Annotated in this window: 13 protein-coding genes; 4 read left to right on the top strand and 9 right to left on the bottom strand. The window is 65.5% G+C overall.

Annotation, left to right across the window (positions count from 1 at the left end; translation table 11 throughout):
* Positions 1 to 5: 5 nt before the first annotated feature.
* On the bottom strand, positions 6 to 1178 hold the full coding sequence (locus ACPUD7_RS13190; RefSeq protein ID WP_425120168.1) for an acyl-CoA dehydrogenase family protein: 1173 nt from the start codon (positions 1176 to 1178) through the stop codon (positions 6 to 8).
* Positions 1179 to 1305: 127 nt separating this feature from the next.
* Here ACPUD7_RS13190 and ACPUD7_RS13195 point away from each other — a divergent pair, with 127 nt between their 5' ends.
* Positions 1306 to 2226 (top strand): LysR family transcriptional regulator, encoded by a 921-nt coding sequence (locus ACPUD7_RS13195; RefSeq protein WP_240689542.1) that lies wholly within the window; start codon positions 1306 to 1308, stop codon positions 2224 to 2226.
* Here ACPUD7_RS13195 and ACPUD7_RS13200 read toward each other — a convergent pair.
* Both ACPUD7_RS13200 and ACPUD7_RS13205 read right to left on the bottom strand, forming a co-directional pair.
* Positions 2216 to 3631, bottom strand: coding sequence for an aldehyde dehydrogenase family protein (locus ACPUD7_RS13200; protein ID WP_425120169.1), 1416 nt, complete (start codon positions 3629 to 3631; stop codon positions 2216 to 2218). The two genes, ACPUD7_RS13195 and ACPUD7_RS13200, sit on opposite strands and share 11 nt — an antisense overlap.
* Positions 3632 to 3815: 184 nt before the next feature.
* Positions 3816 to 4787: a helix-turn-helix domain-containing protein gene (locus ACPUD7_RS13205; RefSeq protein ID WP_425120170.1), complete on the bottom strand. Its 972-nt coding sequence runs from the start codon at positions 4785 to 4787 to the stop codon at positions 3816 to 3818.
* Positions 4788 to 5062: 275 nt separating this feature from the next.
* Between ACPUD7_RS13205 and ACPUD7_RS13210 the strand changes: the two genes are divergently transcribed.
* Positions 5063 to 6700 carry a GMC family oxidoreductase gene (locus ACPUD7_RS13210; RefSeq protein WP_135537430.1) on the top strand — a complete coding sequence of 546 codons (1638 nt, stop codon included), beginning with the start codon at positions 5063 to 5065 and terminating at the stop codon, positions 6698 to 6700.
* Here the strand turns inward: ACPUD7_RS13210 and ACPUD7_RS13215 are convergent.
* Together ACPUD7_RS13215 and ACPUD7_RS13220 are read right to left on the bottom strand one after the other, a co-directional pair.
* Positions 6681 to 7508, bottom strand: a complete 828-nt coding sequence (locus ACPUD7_RS13215; protein ID WP_135537431.1) for an SDR family oxidoreductase — start codon at positions 7506 to 7508, stop codon at positions 6681 to 6683. The two genes, ACPUD7_RS13210 and ACPUD7_RS13215, sit on opposite strands and share 20 nt — an antisense overlap.
* Positions 7505 to 8866 (bottom strand): flavin-containing monooxygenase, encoded by a 1362-nt coding sequence (locus ACPUD7_RS13220; RefSeq protein ID WP_425120171.1) that lies wholly within the window; start codon positions 8864 to 8866, stop codon positions 7505 to 7507. Before ACPUD7_RS13220 ends, ACPUD7_RS13215 begins: the two co-directional genes overlap by 4 nt.
* A gap of 48 nt (positions 8867 to 8914) precedes the next feature.
* Between ACPUD7_RS13220 and ACPUD7_RS13225 the strand changes: the two genes are divergently transcribed.
* A complete protein-coding gene (locus ACPUD7_RS13225) occupies positions 8915 to 9619 on the top strand; it encodes a TetR/AcrR family transcriptional regulator (RefSeq protein WP_135537432.1) in 705 nt (234 codons plus the stop codon).
* Here ACPUD7_RS13225 and ACPUD7_RS13230 read toward each other — a convergent pair.
* Together ACPUD7_RS13230 and ACPUD7_RS13235 are read right to left on the bottom strand one after the other, a co-directional pair.
* Positions 9602 to 10552: an aldo/keto reductase gene (locus ACPUD7_RS13230; protein WP_135537433.1), complete on the bottom strand. Its 951-nt coding sequence runs from the start codon at positions 10550 to 10552 to the stop codon at positions 9602 to 9604. The genes ACPUD7_RS13225 and ACPUD7_RS13230 overlap by 18 nt on opposite strands.
* 126 nt (positions 10553 to 10678) lie before the next feature.
* Complete coding sequence (locus ACPUD7_RS13235; RefSeq protein ID WP_135537434.1) at positions 10679 to 11524, bottom strand: DNA-formamidopyrimidine glycosylase family protein; 846 nt, start codon at positions 11522 to 11524, stop codon at positions 10679 to 10681.
* 147 nt (positions 11525 to 11671) lie between these two features.
* Between ACPUD7_RS13235 and ACPUD7_RS13240 the strand changes: the two genes are divergently transcribed.
* The gene (locus ACPUD7_RS13240; protein WP_425120173.1) at positions 11672 to 13606 is read left to right on the top strand and encodes an aconitate hydratase; all 1935 of its coding nucleotides are present in this window, start codon (positions 11672 to 11674) and stop codon (positions 13604 to 13606) included.
* Positions 13607 to 13777: 171 nt separating this feature from the next.
* Here the strand turns inward: ACPUD7_RS13240 and ACPUD7_RS13245 are convergent, their stop codons facing one another.
* Together ACPUD7_RS13245 and ACPUD7_RS13250 are read right to left on the bottom strand one after the other, a co-directional pair.
* Positions 13778 to 15256, bottom strand: a complete 1479-nt coding sequence (locus ACPUD7_RS13245; RefSeq protein WP_135537441.1) for a catalase — start codon at positions 15254 to 15256, stop codon at positions 13778 to 13780.
* 235 nt (positions 15257 to 15491) lie between these two features.
* On the bottom strand, positions 15492 to 16721 hold the full coding sequence (locus ACPUD7_RS13250) for a hypothetical protein (RefSeq protein WP_135537442.1): 1230 nt from the start codon (positions 16719 to 16721) through the stop codon (positions 15492 to 15494).
* Positions 16722 to 16738 lie beyond the last annotated feature (17 nt).

A 16738-nucleotide genomic window follows, 5' to 3' on the forward strand; every position in this document is an offset into this window, starting at 1 on the left:
CGGAATCACCGGAAGGCCTGCTCGCCGGTGATGTGACGGCCGAGGATGAGGGTGTGGACCTCGTCGGTGCCTTCGTAGGTGCGCACGGATTCGAGGTTGTTGGCATGCCGCAGCGGTGAGTACTCGAGCGTGATGCCATTGCCGCCGAGCATGGCGCGGGCCTCGCGGCAGATCTGAATGGCTTCACGGCAGTTGTTGAGTTTGCCGACCGAGATCTGCACCGGGTCGAGAGTCCCGGCATCTTTGAGTCGGCCCGTCTGCACGGCGATCAGGAGGCCCTTCTGGATTTCGAGGGCCATGTTCACCAGCTTCTCCTGGGTGATCTGGTAGGCCGCGAGCGGCTTGTCGAACTGCATCCTCTGTTGTGCATAGTCCAGTGCGACCTCGAAGGAGTCACGGGCGGCACCCATGGCACCCCACATGATTCCGTACCGGGCCTCGTTGAGGCAGGAGAAGGGTCCCTTGAGTCCCGAGGTCTCGGGCAGAACCGCCTCGGCGGGGAGTTCGACGTCATCGAGTTCGATGTCGCACTGGATGGAGGCGCGCATCGACAGCTTCGCCTCGATCGGGGTCGCTGTGAACCCGGCCGTCTCGGTGGGAACGAGAAAGCCGCGGATCCCCTCATCGGTAGCTGCCCAGATCACGGCGACATCGGCGATCGAGGCCAACCCGATCCACCGCTTGGCACCGTTGAGTCTCCAGGATCCATCGTCGTTTCGTTCGGCGGTGGTGGCCATAGAGCCGGGATCGGACCCCGCGGTCGGTTCGGTCAGTCCGAAGCAGCCGATGATCTCGCCTGCGGCCATGCCCGGCAGGTAGCGATTCTTCTGCTCCTCCGAGCCGAACTTGTGGATCGCGGACATCGCCAGTGATCCCTGCACGGAGACGAAGGTGCGCAGTCCGGAGTCCCCGGCCTCGAGCTCGAGTGCCGCCAGCCCGTACTCGACGGCGGAGCGTCCCGGGCAACCGTATCCGTCGAGGTGCATGCCGAGCAGTCCGAGTTCGCCCATCTCGGCCACGATCTCGCGCGGGAAGACCGCGTTCTCGTACCAGTCGGCGATGTTCGGTCGGATCCGCTCATCGACGAAGGCCCGCACCCGGTCACGGAGTTCGAGCTCGGTCTCGCTGAAGAGTCCTGCGAGGTCGAGGAGGTCGGAGGGGTCGGCTGCAACGGTCATGGAGGTCTCCTCGGGTGTTCGGTGACTGAAAGGCGTGTTCTTCCAGCCTGCCAGTGGAATTACATCACGTCCAAGACCTAATATTGAGTGGATTGATTGATTTCGCTTATCAGTCTACAGGAGAGAAATGGTGGAGCTCAGACATTTCAACGCCTTCATCGCGGTCGCCGAAGAGCTGCACTTCGGACGCGCCGCTGAGAAGCTGCACATCGCTCAGCCAGCTCTGAGCCAGATGATCCGATCTCTGGAGAAGGAGCTCGGGGTCAAGCTCTTCGAGCGCACGACGAGACGAGTCCGGCTCACCGCCTCCGGCGAGGCGATGCTCGACCCTGCACAGTCCATCCGCACGCAGGTCGACGGTGCAGCGCGCATCGCCCGCGCGGCCCAGGATGGAGCGGTCGGACGAGTACGCATCGGCTTCGGTGGGACCAGCGGCTATTCGATCCTGTCCCGGATCGCCCGTGAGGTGGCCGCCAGACAGCCGGGCATCAGCCTCGAACTCAATCCGCAGATGTACTGCGGACAGGCCGCTCAGGCGCTGCGAGACGGAGACATGGACCTCGCCGTCGTCAGCCCTCCGGCCCCGACCGGCGTGGCAGTCCACGTCATCCGCCGGGAGACCGTGATGGCCGCAGTTCCGATCACCCACCCGCTGGCCGATGCGGATCAGGTCTCCATGGCCGATCTCGCTGATGAGCCCTTCATTTCCTATGCCCCGGCACACGGCTCCCAGGTCAGGGAGGTGATGATGCGGCTGGCCGACGAGGCCGGTTTCCTCCCGCACGTCGTGCAGGAGGCACCGGACCCCTACAGCCTGCTGGCCTTGGTCGGAGCACAGGTGGGTGTGGCTATCGTCGTCGCCTCATCGGACCACATCCGCATCGACGGCGTCCGCTATGTCGAACTCGCCGAGGGCGGAGATGCCTTCACCCTCGCCCTCGGCTGGCGCTGCAATAACCCGTCGATGGCGTTGGCCAGGACACTGGAGATCGTCCGTGAGGTCGTGCCCGCGGCAGCCGCCGCAAAGCAGTCGGTCCTCACCAGCTGATGACGTGCGGGACGCTGACCTGCTTGAGTCCTTCGAGTCCGAATTCGAGCCCGAACCCGGACTTCTTCACTCCACCGAAGGGGATCCGCGGGTCGACGGCGCCGTGCTTGTTGATCCACGTCGATCCCGCCTCAAGACGAGCCGCGACGTTCCGGCAGGCATCGAGGTCGGTGCCCCACACCGAGGAACCGAGTCCGACGTCGAGCCCGTTGGCCCATTCGATGGCCTGCTCCAGATCGGTGTATTTGATGATCGGCAGCACCGGCCCGAACTGCTCCTCGGCAACCAGCGGATTGTCGTTGTCGATGTCAGCGACCAGCGTCGTGGGGTAGAAGTAGCCGGGCTGATCGTCCACGGGGTCGCCTCCCATGAGCACCCGCGCTCCCCCGTCCTTCGCCGCCTGCACGAGCCTGGCGACGATATCGTACTGCTGCTTGTTCTGCAGGGGGCCGAGGACGTTCTCCTCTTCCAGGCCCACACCCATCGGCGACTGTCCGGCCACCTCAACGAGGGCATCGCAGACCTGGTCGTAGAGGGATTCGGGCACATAGAGACGCTTCATTGCCGCACAGGTCTGCCCGGTGTTGATGAACGCGCCCCAGAACAGGTCGCCGGCGATCGCCGCCGGATCGGCATCGGCGAGCACGATGCCCGCGTCGTTGCCGCCGAGTTCCAAAGTGATGCGCGCCAGGCTGTCTGCCGCTGAGCGCATGATCGCCTGACCGGTCTTCGTCGAGCCGGTGAACATGATCTTGTCGACATCGGCGTGATCGGTCAGCGCCGCTCCGACCTTCCCGTCGCCGGGGACGATGGAGAGCACATCGGCCGGCAGCACCTGATTGACCACGGCCACGAGCGCCTGCACGGACAGCGGAGTGTATTCCGAGGGTTTGAGCACGACGGTGTTGCCCATCTTCAGCGAGGGGGCGAACTGCCACACGGAGATCATCATCGGCCAGTTCCAGGGGCCGACGGCCCCGACGACGCCGACCGGTTCGTAATGGAGCTCCGCATGGGTCTCCTCATCGTCGACGAGGACCTCGGGCTCGAGTTCGAAGGCGGCATTGGCTCGCAGCCAGGCGGCACAGGCGCCGACCTCGAAGCGGGCGTTGGGACCGTTGAGCGGTTTGCCCTGTTCGCGGGAGAGCAGTTCGGCCAGCGCCTCGGCGGAGGATTCGATGGCATCGGCGGCCCGGTTGAGCAGGTCGCTGCGCTCCTGCGAGGACTTCGCGGCCCAGCCGGGCTGGGCGCTGCGGGCGGCTGCGACCGCGGCATCGATGTCGGCGGGGCTGCCTTCACGGGTGCGGCCGACGACCTCACCGGTGGCGGGGTCGTGGATCTCGCGTCCGCTGGGGTCGTCGATCGCGGCCAGCAGGGCGGCGGTGGTCGTGAGCTCGGTGGTCATGTTTCTCCTTATGTCAGTTGCTCGGACAGAGGGCCGAGGTGAGCAGGTCACTTCAAGAATGCTCATGTGATCCGCCTAACAGGAATGGATGTACTGCCAGCATGACTCGCGAGACCGATGTGCGTCTTGGCTTTGGGGGCACCGTTGTTGACGATCGGCGCACCGGCCCATTCACCCTCTTCGCTCAGCCTGCAGAAGAGCCCAGGGTGCTTCGTCGATATCCCGCCGGAGGCTGGCCCACGGCACCGCGGAAGAGCCTGGAGAAGTGGGCGGGATCGCCAAGCCCCCAACGAGCGCCGATCGCCGCAACCGGGACCTGACGCTGAAGCGGATCGGCAAGATCTTGGCGGCAGCGCTCGATTCGGCGCCGACGGATGTCGCCGGCGACCGTCTCCCCGCTGCCTTCGAAGATCTGATGCAGGGTCCGCACTGAGATGAAGTGCGCGGCGGCTATGGTCGAGGGCGAGAGTTGCGGGTCGGCAAGATTCGCTTCGATATAGGCAGTGATATCGGACCAGAGCCGCTGTCGTTCATCGGGTCCGTCCCCTGCCTCTGAGAGCTCATCGGCCATCACGGTCGTGAGCAGGTCGACGACATTTCCGGCCAATCGCACGCTGACCGACCGGCTCAGGGTCGGCAGCATTGCGCCGGCCTGGGTGATGAGCTGTGCGGCGAGCCCGCCGAGCTGGTGATCCGCGCCGATCGGAGTGGCGGTGAGCTGCTCGACGGTGCCTCGGGGCAGGTTGACCCGCGCTTGCGGGAACATCATCACATAGGAAGAGAAGTCGCTGTCGAAGCTGAGCGTATAGGGGCGGGAGGTGTCGTAGATCGCCAGCGATCCCGGCGACAGCGCCATCTCTCGGCCGTCCTGAATCAGCAGTCCGTAACCTTGGAGCTGAAGTGAGACCTTATAGTAGCTCGAAGCTGGCCCAGCCGTGTCCTGCGCGGAAGCCCCCTGCGAGATCAGCCCAGGCGTGCGCAGCACTGCATGAGGATTGGCATTGATATAGGACATGACGACGGAATCGTAGTCCCGCGCGCTGATGCGCCCATTGAAACCGCCTCGACGCTGGGGCTCGGTGTCCAGCGGAACGAACGAGCCCGAAACCAGGCTCTGCCAACTGTCGAAGTCAGACGCTGTGCCCTCAAGTAACATCTTCGTCCTTCACGAAAGCGAACGTTCGCCGACCTCAGCGGCGGCGACCTCTGTGCGGCCACTCTATCCCCACCGAAACGGAGAGTCACCACCATCCCGGGAATTACCGACCATTCGGTCCGCATACTGCAGAGAGCGGCGCCGTCAAATCCGTCTGGGCCCGCCGAGGAGGTTTCTTGACTTTCCACGCAGGTCCGGCCGAATTGCTTGCCTCTGCGTGCACCCAGACAGGCGGACTCTTCCCGCACCGTGACGCGCCTCACTAGCCTGAGGCCATGACTACCGACAGCACCGCAGGCAGCGCCGCCGCGACGACCGGCGAGCCCTCCGCGTTCCCGACCGAACTGCCCACCGAGCACTTCGACTACATCGTCATCGGCGCTGGATCCTCCGGGTGCGTGATCACCCGCAGGCTCATCGACGCCGGTAAGAGTGTGTGCCTGATTGAAGCAGGCGGGGATGAGACGAACCCGAACATCGATCACCTCAACAACCTCGGACTCATCTGGCACTCCGCGCAGGACTGGGACTACTACACGGTCCCGCAGCCTGGGGCGATGAACCGCAGGATCCATCTGCCGCGCGGTAAGGTCCTCGGCGGATCCAATGCCCTCAATGCCGTGATCTGGGTTCGCGGTGATGCCTGGGACTACGAGCAGTGGGTCGATTCCGGCTGCCCAGGCTGGTCCTGGGACGAGGTCTCGCCGGTGTTCCGCGCGATCGAGAACTATGACGGCGAGGTCACCGAGACCCGCGGCGCCGAGGGCCCCTTGGACGTGCGCATCGACTACGAGCGCAACCCGCTCCAGGAGGATATGGTCGTCGCCGGCGAACAGGCGGGCCTGAGCTATAACCCCGACTACAACTCCGGCAGCGTCGAAGGCATCTCCCGGATCCAGCTCAATGTCCGCGAGGGCAAACGCCTGAACACGTGGCGGGCCTACCTCAAGCCCCGCCTCGGCGACGGCAATCTCACGGTGCTCACCTCAACTCATGCCCGCAGGCTGCTCATCGACGAAACCAAGCAGGTCACCGGCGTCGAGGTGGACCTCCGCGGTCGCACGGGTGAACTCACCGCCGATGAAGTCATCCTCACCTCCGGCGCCCTGGCTTCACCGGAGCTGCTCCTGCGCTCAGGCGTCGGACCGGCCGAGGAGCTGCGCGCCGTCGAGGTCGAGCCCATCCATGACCTGCCCGGGGTCGGCAAGAACCTCCAGGACCATTGGCTGTCCCCCGTCATCTTCTCCACCGGCGAGACAGAGGTGCCGATGGGTGAGGTCGCCCCCGCCGAGGTGCATCTGTTCTGGAAGTCCCGACCCGAACTGCCCGTCCCCGACACTCAGCCGCTCTTCTTCTCCGTGCCGATGTACGCCCAGGATTCCGCCCCTCAGGTGCAGTCGGGGCCCGGGCCGGGAGGGGCCTTCACCCTCCAGGGCGGACTGGTCCGGCCCGAGAGCCGCGGCGAGGTGACGCTGAGCGGACCGAATCCGCAGGATGCGATCATCATCAACCCGAATGTGCTCTCCGCACAAGCCGATGTCGACGCGCTCGTCGCCTCGGTCAGGCAGTGCCGGCAGATCGGGCGGACCGAGGCTCTGGCACCGTGGCAGCCGACCGAGATCTACCCCGGCCCCGAGGTCGCCGATGAGGACCTCGAGGACTACGTCCGCGGCTCGGTCGTGACCTACCACCACCAGGTCGGCACGTGCCGGATGGGCCAGGATGAGTCCGCCGTCGTCGATCCGACGTCGTTCAAGGTCCGCGGGCTCGAGGGGCTGCGCATCGCGGATGCCTCGATCATGCCGCTTGTGCCCACCGGCAATACGAACGCCCCGACGATCATGATCGCCGAACGCGCCGCCGCCGTCCTCGTCGGGTCAGCGCCGGAGGGGATCACCGCTCCGGAAGAGTGAAACTCCGCTCATAGCCGCGACGCTCTTCCGGCCGCACCTGCGCAACCTGGTCGGGCACCAGCGCGCCGAAGAGGCGGTCCCTCAGCCCGGTGGGCAGGAGTCCGGCCACTCGCACGGCCGGTCCGATGAAACCGGGCAGAGTGACTTCGAAGCGGGGGCGGAAGGCTGACTTGACCACGGCCGCGGCCACCTCGGCGGGACTGAGCAGCTTCGCCGCACCGCTCGACGTGCCCGCCCCAAGGGCGGTGTCGACGACTCCGGGCATAATCGCCGTGATCTGCACACCGCGGCCGCGCAGCTCGGCACGCACGGCCTTGAGATAGCCGAGGACCCCGTGCTTCGTCGCCGCATAGCTCGCCTCACCCGGCGTCGGCAGGATCGATGCCGCCGAGGCCACGGTGATGAGATGACCGCGCCCGCGAGCGACCATGGCCGGTGCCACCGCCTTGATTCCGTTGATCACGCCGAGGAGGTTGACCTCGACCTGGGCACGTGCGGCCGAATGCGGCTCCTCGGCGAAGGGACCGACCCACATGAGTCCGGCGTTGCTGACGAAGACGTCGATGGGGCCGAGGTCGCCGCGCACCTGCCCGAGGAAGTCCTCAATGGATGCGGGGTCAGTGACGTCGAGGGAGTAGGCGTGCACATCGGATTCGCGAGCGGTCTGTTCGGCCGCCTGTCGATCGGTGTCGCCGATCGCAACCTCGGCTCCGGTCGCCCTGAAGGCGGTCGCGATCTCCGCACCGATGCCACGCGCTCCCCCGGTGACCGCAACGACTCTGATATCTGGGGTCTTCCGCCTGTTCACGCGGCCACCTTCCCTCTGCGCATCTCCCGCTTCAGGTCCCACAGGTAGTGGTCGAAGTCGACCTGCATCGTATGGCGGGGAGAGTCGTAGAACTGGCGTTTGTTCCGCTGATCGTCGTCGTGCATCGTCTTGACCATGTCCCTGCGGCTCGGCAGTTCACATTCTCCGGTGAGAACCTTCACGACGAGCTCGGACTGAGCCTGCGCCAGCGGCATCACCGCGCCGACCGGCTGGAGGAGACCGATGAAGAACAGTCCCGGCCGATCCGGGTGGACCATCCTCTTCCACAGGGGAAGATCGTTGTTCTCGGCGGAGATGAGACCGGGGTCGAAGAAGGGGAAGCTCACCCGGTAGCCCGTGGCCCAGACGATGAGATCGGCTGTGGCCGAAGAACCGTCGGTGAACACCACCCGGTCCTTCTCGAGCCGTTCGATCCCGGGCCGGACCGTGATGGCACCTGCACCGAGGCGGTCCCGGATCGCGTCCGACTGCACCGGATGCGATTGGCCCGGTGAGTGCGGCGGCTTCGGCAGCCCGTACTTCTTCAGTCCGCCCGAGAGGAGCGCGCCGAGGCGCAGCCTCGCGCTGGTCACCCACCAGGGCACCCATCCGGGCAGAGCGACCTGGTCAGTGGCGGCGCCGAACACCGTCTTCTTCATCACCCACTGTCCGCGGCGGATGGAGAGGGTGACGTTGCGCGCCCGGTGGGATCCTTCGACGGCGATGTCCATCGCCGAGTTCCCTGCCCCTACGACGACGATGTCGCGATCGTCCAGCTGGTCTCCGCTGCGATAATCGTGGGCGTGGATCTGTTCGCCGTCGAACTGCCCCGGGTAGGCCGGTTCCGGCCATCTGGCATCCCAGTGGTGGCCGTTGGCCACCATCACCGCATCATAGGTGCGCGTCTCGCGCACTCCTGCGGATTCGATGTCGACGGCCCACCGGCGGCCGTCTCGTCTGACATCGAGGACCTCGGTGTCATAGGTGATCGTATGGCCGAATCCGAAGTGGTCGACGTAGTCGCGGAAGTAGGCGTGGACCTGGTCATGGCTGGCATAGGCCGGATAGGACTCCGGCATCGGGAAATCCGAGAAGGCCATGCGCGGGCATGAGGTGTTGATCTGCAGCGTCTCGTAGCAGGCACTGACACCGTTGGGGTTGTCGAAGAGCCAGTTGCCGCCGAAGGCGCTGCCCTTCTCGAAGCAGTCGAAGGGGACTCCGGCGGTGTAGAGGGCCTTGGCCGCGGAAAGGCCCGAGGGGCCGGCGCCGATGACGCAGACCGACGGCAGCGTCGGGTCGGCCGGGATCGGTTCGGTGATCGCAGGAGCGCGATCCTTCTGTCTGACTGTGTAAGGCATGTCACACATCATGCCATTGAAAATCATAATTTTCACTACACTGGGGTAATGAACTTCGACGAGACCGCTTCCGCCCCGGCCCCTGGCCTGTGGCGCGGGACCTCTCGTGCCGAGCGCGACGAAGCTCGGCGTGACAGGCTCCTTGACGCCGCGCTCGAGCTCTACGGGACGGTCGGCTTCCGCCATACGAGTGTGCAGGCGCTGTGTCAGGAATCCGGGGTCTCGAGCCGTTCGTTCTATGAGCTCTTCTCCGCGCAGGAGCCGTTGCTCGAGCGTCTCTACATCGTGCTCAACGAGGAGATCACTGCGGCATTGGCCGCCATCTCGGTTCCACAGGGAGTCACGCTCCTCGAAGCGGGAGTGCACATCGTCTCAGCGGCGCTCATGCCCATGCTCGACGACGAGCGCAAGGCTCGAGTCCTCGAGGTCGAGGCCGTCGGCGTCAGCGAGTCTCTCGAGGAACGGAGGAGGGAGACGATGCTTCTGCTCGCCGCATCCGTGGATTCTGCCGTCGAACGCGTGCTCCCCATCTATGGTCTGCCCGCCGGTCGCGACCGGCGGGGACATGAGAACGCGCTGGACCTCACAAGCCTCGTCCTCGTCGGAGGGATCACCGAGGCGCTGGTCCAGCGCGTGCGCACACCGGCTGCGGAGCGCAGACCGACGGGCGAATTCCTCACGGAGATCGCCGAGGTGATTCTGCGCGCCCACGGGGTGAGCGAGGAGCTCTTCGACTCAGGCGAAAGTCGCTGAGGCCGCGTCGAGGCGGGAGAACTCGTCCGAGGTGAGCTCGAGGCTCGGTGCGGACATGAGAGCGTCGAGCTGTTCGGGGGTGCGGGCCGAGGCGATCGGCGCGGTGACGCCCTTGGCCAGCAGCCAGGCCAGTGCCACGGTCGCCGGGGCTGCGTCTCTGGCTTCGGCCACGGCGACGAGTTCGTCGACGGCCTTGAGGCCCTCGGCGTTGAAGTAGCCTTGGACCATTCCGCCGCGGCTGGCCCCTTCGAGGTCGGCCTCGGTGCGGTACTTGCCGGTGAGGAAGCCGGCGGCCAGGCTGAAGTAGCTGAAGACCCCGAGCTTGTGCTCGATGGCGACAGGGGCCAGCTCGGCCTCGTACTCATGCCGGAAGACGAGGCTGTACTGCGGCTGGATGGCCACGGGTTGGGCCAGCCCCTCCTCCTCGGCGACGGCAAGCCATTCGCCGAGCCGCTGCGGGGAGTAGTTCGAGACGGCGACGTAGCGTGCCTTGCCGGCGCGCACGATCTCGTCGAAGACGCGGGCGATATCGGCGATGGGGGTCACCTCATCGTCGCGGTGAGCATAGTAGAGGTCGACGTAATCGGTCTGGAGTCGTTCGAGCGAAGCGTCGATGGCGGTGCGGATGTACTCGGGATCCTGTGTCTTGTGATCCGGGTGGTCACCGACCTTCGTGGCGATGACGACCTTGTCGCGGTTGCCGCGGGCGGCCAGCCAGGTGCCGATGATGGTCTCGGATTCGCGGCCCGTGTTGCCCGGAACCCAGGCCGGGTAGGACTCGGCGGTGTCGATGAAGTTGCCGCCGGCGGCGGTGAAGGCATCGAGCACGGCATGAGACTCCGCTTCGTCAGCGGTCCAGCCGAAGGTGTTCGCTCCCAGATTGATCGGGAAGATCGAGAGGTCGGTGCCGGGAATCTGTACCTGCTGCGTCATTGTGCTCCTGTATTCGATCGGTCATGGACGACTACCCATTCAGGTCGCCCACCAGGTACAACGATGCGACCAGGAGGAATAATTCCCCTCCGACGGACACTGGCCCTCACCGGTGGAGGCTTCTCGTCACCTGAGCAGGCGATCCATCCGACGGTCGGACAGTCTCTTCCCTCCGGTCTGGCAGCCGGGACAGTACTGCAGGGACTTCTCCGCATAGGAGACCTCCGCGATCGTCGCTGCGCAGACCGGGCAGGTTTCGCCGGTGCGGCCGTGCACCCGCATGAGCTTCTTCTTGGCGGTCTTGATCTTCGTCGGCTGCAGCCCCACGAGGGCCTCTTCGGCATCGCCGAGCACCTCGCGAATCGTGTCCCGCAGCGCCGAGGCATCGACCGATTCCGCAGCGGCGAAGGGAGAGAGCTGTGCGGAGTGGAGGATCTCGTCGGAGAAGGCATTGCCGATCCCGGCGATGGCCGATTGGTCGCAGAGGATCGTCTTGATGTGTGAGCGGGACCCATCGAGAGCCTCGGCGAAGGTCTGGGAGTCGACAGTCAGAGCGTCGGGACCGGACTGCGCAAGAGCGGTCACCTCGGCGAGGTCACGGACGAGGGACACGGACGCGTTCTTCTTCGTTCCCGCCTCGGTGAGATCGAATCCGGCCCCCGAGGCGAGCGCCACGCGCAGGCCGAGGGGGCCTTTGCCCATCCGCACGGGTGCCCTCGGCACGGAATCGTGCCAGGCCAGCCAGCCGGCACGAGCGAAGCGGCAGACGAGATGGAGCCCGTCGAAATCGACGATGAGGGCTTTGCCGACTCTCCGCGCGCCGGTGATCTCGAGTCCGAGCAGGGATTCCAGCGGAGGATCGGCGGTCTTGAGCAGGCTGAGTTCTGCGACATCGGCGCGTTCGATGAAGTCGCCGATGAGTCGTGGGCGCAGGAATTCCACGAGCGCGTCGATCTCGGGCAGTTCCGGCATGACTCCAGTATGCGCTTTGAGGCGGACACGACAACAGACTCTGCCGGTCTGCGGCCCCTTGAGATCCCCTAGGGTGAGGACTAGCGTGGATTGACCGCCGGGCCGGTCTGGTCCCGGCGGATCGCATACTGCCGAAGGAGGCTGACGATGGCTGAGAACGTTGCGCAGAAGCTCATCCGATCACATCTGGAGTCCGGGGATCTTGCGCCGGGGAACGAGCTCGGGATCCGCATCGACCAGACGCTGACCCAGGATGCGACGGGCACGCTGGTCATGCTCGAACTCGAAGCGCTCGGCCTCGACCGGATCCGCACGGATCTGTCCGTGCAGTACGTCGATCACAACCTGCTGCAGACCGATGAGAAGAACCCGGAGGATCACGAGTTCCTCCACTCGGCCGCGCAGCGTTTCGGGCTGTGGTTCTCTCCGGCCGGAAACGGCGTCTCTCATCCCGTCCACCAGTCGCGCTTCGGTCGCCCCGGCACCACACTCATCGGTTCGGACTCGCACACCTGCGCCGCCGGAGCCCTGGGGATGCTGGCCATCGGCGTCGGCGGTCTCGAGATCGCCATGGCCATGGCCGGTGAGCCCCTCTACATCAGCGCGCCGCAGGTCATGGGTGTCGAACTCACCGGTGAGCTGCCCGATTGGGTGTCAGCCAAGGACGTCATCCTCGAGATGCTGCGCCGCCATGGGGTCAAGGGCGGTGCCGGCAAGATCATCGAATACCACGGTGACGGGCTGAAGAACCTCACCGCCATGGATCGGCACGTCATCGCGAATATGGGTGCCGAACTCGGTGCCACTGCCACGGTCTTCCCTGCCGACGATGCCGTCCGCGACTATCTCGAGGCCAGTGATCGCGGTGAGGACTTCACCCGAATCGTCGCCGATGCCGGGGCCGAATACGATCTCACGGACTCCATCGACCTCTCGCAGCTCGAACCGCTCATCGCCGCTCCCTCGTCGCCGGGCAATGTCACCCCGGTGCGTGAAGTTGCCGGTGAGGATGTGTTCCAGGTCGTCGTCGGCTCCTCGGCGAACCCGGGGCTCCGGGATTTCGCTGTCGTGGCTCAGACGCTGTCCGACCGGCAGATCCACTCGCAGATCTCCCTCGACATCAACCCCACTTCCCGAGAGGTCTTGGCCGACCTCATCTCCGGCGGGTGGCTGACCTCACTTGTGGGCTCCGGTGCTCGGATCCACCAATCCGGGTGCATGGGCTGCATCGGCATGGGTCAGGCTCCGGCCGTCGGGCGCAACAGTCTGCGCACCATGCCGCGGAACTTCCCCGGTCGCTCCGGCACCGACGAGGACTCGGTCTGGTTGTGTTCGCCGGAGACCGCGGCGGCAGCAGCGCTGACCGGCAAGATCACCGATCCGCGTGAGCTCGGTATGGACTATCCGCAGGTGAGGCTGCCCGAGAAGTTCTCGGCCAACCGCAAGATGCTCGTCCCACCGCTCGAGCCGGAAGAGGCGCGGAAGGTCGAGCTCGTCAAGGGTTCGAACATCTCGACCCTGCCGAACTTCGAACCGCTGCCCGACGACATCGACCTGGAGGTCCTGCTCAAGGTCGGCGACAACGTATCGACGGACGAGATCATGCCGGCCGGTTCACGGGTTCTGCCGTACCGGTCGAACATTCCGAAGATCTCCGAGTTCGTCTACATCCAAGTCGATGACACCTACGCCACTCGGGCCGCCGAGCACGACGGAGGCCATGCCATCGTCGGTGGGGAGAACTACGGGCAGGGATCCTCGCGTGAGCATGCGGTCATCGCTCCCCGCTACCTCGGCCTGCGAGTGGTGGTGGCGAAGTCGTTGGCACGGATCCACTGGCAGAATCTCGCGAACTTCGGAGTCCTCGCTCTCGAGTTCACCGACGAGTCCGATTACGAGACCCTGGCCCAAGGCGATGTCCTCGAATTCCGTCGGCTGCGTGATGAGCTGGCCGAGGGGACAACCGTCACCGCCGAGGTGGAGGGTCGGACCTTCGAATTCCGTCACGGCCTCTCGCCTCGTCAGGTCGAGATGGTCCTCGCCGGAGGCCGCATCGCCCAGCGCGCCGCCAAAGAATCCTAACCCCAATTGCTACGTGACGGCGGCCCAGCAACCTGGCGCGAGGTTGCTGGGCCGCCGTCACGTAGTAATTAGGGGGGTTGGCTGGGGACAGACAACGGCGGCCCGGATACCGCTTTCGGTATCCGGGCCGCCGTATGTTCGAGCGGTCAGGCGCTCAAGGTCTCAGGCTGTTCAGCCCTTCACCTTGGCCTCGATGGCCGCGCCGACCTCGGCATCGATGTTCTTCCAGTACTGGATGGCGTTCGACAGCACCGGCTCTTCGACTCCGTCCGAGAGTCCGCCTGCGACGGTCTCGATGAGACCCTGGCGCTCCTCTTCGGAGTAGACCTCGCGGACCAGGGTGTGTGCCTGGCCGAAGTCATCGTCCTCGGAGTGGAGGCTGTAGGCGCTGCGCACCAGTTCGCCATCGGCCTCCCAGCCGTTGTCGACCGGGCCCTGTTCGTCCTGGAAGGCACGTCCGTACGAGTTCGGGGCGTAGACCGGAGCGTTGCCAGAGTGGTGATATTCCATCTGGCCTTCCTTGTCGTACGAGTTCGTCTTCGTCACCGGGGCGTTGACCGGCAGCTGGTTGAAGTTCGTGCCGATCCGGTTGCGCTGAGCATCCGGGTAGGAGAACACGCGGCCCAGCAGCATCTTGTCCGGAGACAGACCGGTGCCCGGCACAGTGTTCGAGGGGCTGAAGGCAGCCTGCTCGATCTGTGCGAAGTGGTTCGACGGGTTCTGGTTAAGGGTGAACTTGCCGACCTTGATGAGCGGGTAGTCCTTCTTCGACCAGGTCTTCGTCAGGTCGAAGGGGTTGAACCGGTAGTCCTTGGCCTCGTCGTACGGCATGATCTGGACGTAGAAGGTCCAGGACGGGTAGTCCCCGCGCTCGATGGCCTCGAACAGATCGCGACGGTGGAAGTCAGCATCCTCACCGGCGAGCTTGCCGGCTTCCTCGTTCGACATGTTCTCCACACCCTGATCGGTGTGGAAGTGATACTGAACCCAGAACTTCTCCCCTTCGGCGTTGACCCACATGTAGGTGTGCGACGAGTAGCCGTTCATGTTCCGCCAGGTCTTGGGCAGACCACGGGGTCCCATGAGGTAGGAGACCTGGTGGGCGGATTCGGGCGAGAGCGACCAGAAGTCCCACTGCATGTTGTTGCTGCGCAGACCCGAGTCAGGCAGACGCTTCTGCGAGTGGATGAAGTCGGGGAACTTCATGGGGTCGCGGACGAAGAACACGGGGGTGTTGTTGCCCACCATGTCGAAGTTGCCCTCATCGGTGTAGAACTTCAGCGCGAATCCGCGCACATCGCGCCAGGAGTCCGGCGAGCCGAGCTCTCCGGCGACGGTGGAGAAGCGGGCGAGCATCGGGGTCTTCTTACCCGGCTGCAGGAAGTCGGCCTTCGTGTAGGCGGAGACATCCTCGGTGACTTCGAGCTCACCGAAGGCACCTGAGCCCTTGGCGTGGGGGCTGCGCTCGGGAACACGCTCACGGTCGAATCGCGCGAGCTTCTCGACCAGGGCCACATCGTGGAGCAGGAGCGGACCGTCGGCCCCCACGCTCAGCGAATGGGCGTCGGATTCCCTCGGCTTACCGGATTCGGTCGTGGACGGCTTGGTGCTGTCGTGTCCGGCGTATTCGTGATCTGTATGTTGCGTCATTACATCTCCTTCAACCGTTGGATCTCAGGCGCGGGGCGCATTCCGTCGCCGTCGGCCCACCGGATGAACCATCTTCCACCGGTGCGACGAGACGGCCGGTAGCGCGCCGCTGACCTGTTCTCGATTTCCCGACTTCGGCAGAGCACTGTCGGAGTTACTTTCAACCTAGCGATGTTCTCTACCAGGCACAACCAAGGGTGCACTGTCCAAATTCCCGTTTCCGATGTCGATCGGCTCACCCCTGCGCCGAGGTGCCCGACCCACCGCTGGAGCCGCCGGCCGACCCGCCGGTTCCCGCACCGCCCGATCCGCCGCCTGCCCCTGACGATCCGCTGCCGCTGCCGCCTCCGGTGCTCGACGAGCCGTCCGCACCGCCGCTGGAATCGCCGCCGCCACCGGTGCTTTCGGTGCCGTCGGAGCCTGTCGCACCGCTGCTCGTGTCGGTGCCCTCGGCAGTCGTCGAGCCGGTGTCGGTTCCGGTGCTTGTCGTGGAGTCTGTGCCCTGGTCGGCCTGACCGGTATCCGTGCCCTGCGAGCCGGATTCCCCCGCCGAGGTGGACTGAGCATTCTGCCCGCCCGATCCGCTGTCCGTCGAGCCTTGGCTTCCGTCCTGACCGGATCCCGAGCCGCCGGCCGAGCCCTCACCGGAGGTTCCCGAATCGGAGGTTCCGGTGCCCGGGTCTTCGCCCGTCGATGACTGTCCCGAGACCGATCGTGAGATCTGCGAGGTGCCCGGAGAGATGTCGGCGTCGGTGAAGGATTCGGCCATGACGACGCCGCCGAGTCCGATGCCGAAGGCAGCGACGCCGATGGTCAGCGGGTAGAGGACCCGCTTGCGGCGCAGCTGCTGCCACCAGCCGCGCGGCTTCTCGTCGGTTCCGGTGTTCTCCTCATATCCGACCGATTCCGCTTCCTTCGCCGAGGCGGCTGCCGGGTTCGCGTCGATACCGGCAGGTTCCGGTGGGGCGAAGGCCGAATCCTCGGCGAGAGAAGGATCGACGACGCCTTTCGCGTCCGCTGGGTTCTTCGCGATCTTCGCTTTGACGGCCGGGGCGAGCTTGGAGCTGACTTCCTGGATCTTCTCCTTGCCTTTGTCGAGGCTGCGGCCGTAGAGAGTGACGGCCAGGGCCGTGATGATGCTGGCGACTCCGGCGCCGACGACGGTTCCGGCGACTCCGAGCTGACCGCCGATGACCGATGAGGTCGCTGCAGCGCCGGCACCGGCGATGAGCTGAGTGGCTGAGATCCGGCCTTCGGACTTCTTCTCCTCTTCGGCTTCGCCCGCGCTCTCCCCTGCGGGGGCGGCAACGATCGCCGGAGCCGTGACATCATTCGGCGCCGCAGTATTCGGCGCTGCAGGCGTTTCGCGGCGGACCGGGTTGGGCGGAATCACCGGAGTGCTCACATGCTGGGTCGGAGTCTCTGCCGTCTTCGCGGGGGCGACTGCGACCTCTTCTGTGATCATCGGCAGCGTCTGAGAAT

This window comes from Brevibacterium sp. FAM 24630, assembly GCF_049804075.1.
Taxonomy (GTDB): Bacteria; Actinomycetota; Actinomycetes; order Actinomycetales; family Brevibacteriaceae; genus Brevibacterium.